Raw genomic sequence first — 1046 nt, 5'->3', positions numbered from 1 at the left:
CTGGCGATTGCATTTTTCTTCATCATCCTCTGAGTCGCTATTGTATTCGTCATCTTCCTTATCATCCGGGTTGCTGCGTTCTCCAGTCAATTTTGTATACAGCCACTGTTTCAGTCGTGTTTCCTGATGTTGGAGCGCTTCAGCAGCAGGTAGCCCTTCTGATTTCCAGAGTCTGGTCATAATTTGCAATAGCAGATGATTGAGCGCCCCCCGGTAACGCACCCAGCCCAGCACTTTTTTTACAGGTTCATTTTTGGGCAAGCCCCGGCCATTATTCATGGACGAAAAAGCACGGAACAACTTCATATTGAACTGGTCATCCCTGTGTTTCCATTCCGGCCAGTTCAGCACCTCTTTCACTTTCTCATGTTTGAGCATGCCTCTGGCATTATTCATGGACGAGAATGCGCGGAACAGCTCCATATTGAACTCGTCCCCCTTGTCTTTCCATTCCGGCCAGCCCAGCACTTCTTTCATGTCCTCATGCTTGAACGTGCCCTGGCCATGATTCATGGAAGAGAAGGCGCGGAACAGCTCCATATTGAACTCGCCATCCTTGTCTTTCCATTCCGGCCAGTTCAGCACCTCTTTGACTCTCTTGTGTTTGAGTATGCCTTTGGCATGATTCACGGACGAAAAGGCGCGGAGCAGTTCCATATTGAACTCGTCATCCTTGTTTTTCCATTCCGGCCAGCCCAGCACCTCTCTCACTTGCTCACATTTGAGCATGCCTTTGCAATGATTCATAGACGAGAATGCTCGGAACAGCTCCATACTGAACTCGCCATCCTTGTCTTTCCATCCAGGCCAGTTCAGCATCTCTTTCACTTTCTCATGTTTGGGCAAGCCCTGGCCATGATTCATAGACGAGAAAGCACGGAACAACTTCATATTGAACTCGCCATCCTTGTTTTTCCATTCCGACCAGGCAAGCACCTCTTTCACTTCCTCATGTTTGAGCATGCCTGTGCCAGTATTTATGGATGAGAAAGAGCGGAACAGCTCCATACTGAACTCGCCATCCTTGTCTTTCCATTCCGGCCAGC

Annotated in this window: 1 protein-coding gene; it reads right to left on the bottom strand. The window is 48.9% G+C overall.

The genetic code is table 11. The features are described from left to right. Window positions 1-1046 (bottom strand): hypothetical protein (locus KDK17_RS15585; protein ID WP_257276101.1); only part of this gene is annotated, 1046 nt, incomplete at both ends.

It is taken from the genome of Endozoicomonas sp. SESOKO2 (assembly GCF_024606245.1).
Lineage (GTDB): Bacteria > Pseudomonadota > Gammaproteobacteria > Pseudomonadales > Endozoicomonadaceae > Endozoicomonas_A.
The sequence above is the reverse complement of the archived record's forward strand: the minus strand, read 5'-3'. Positions and strand labels throughout refer to the sequence as shown.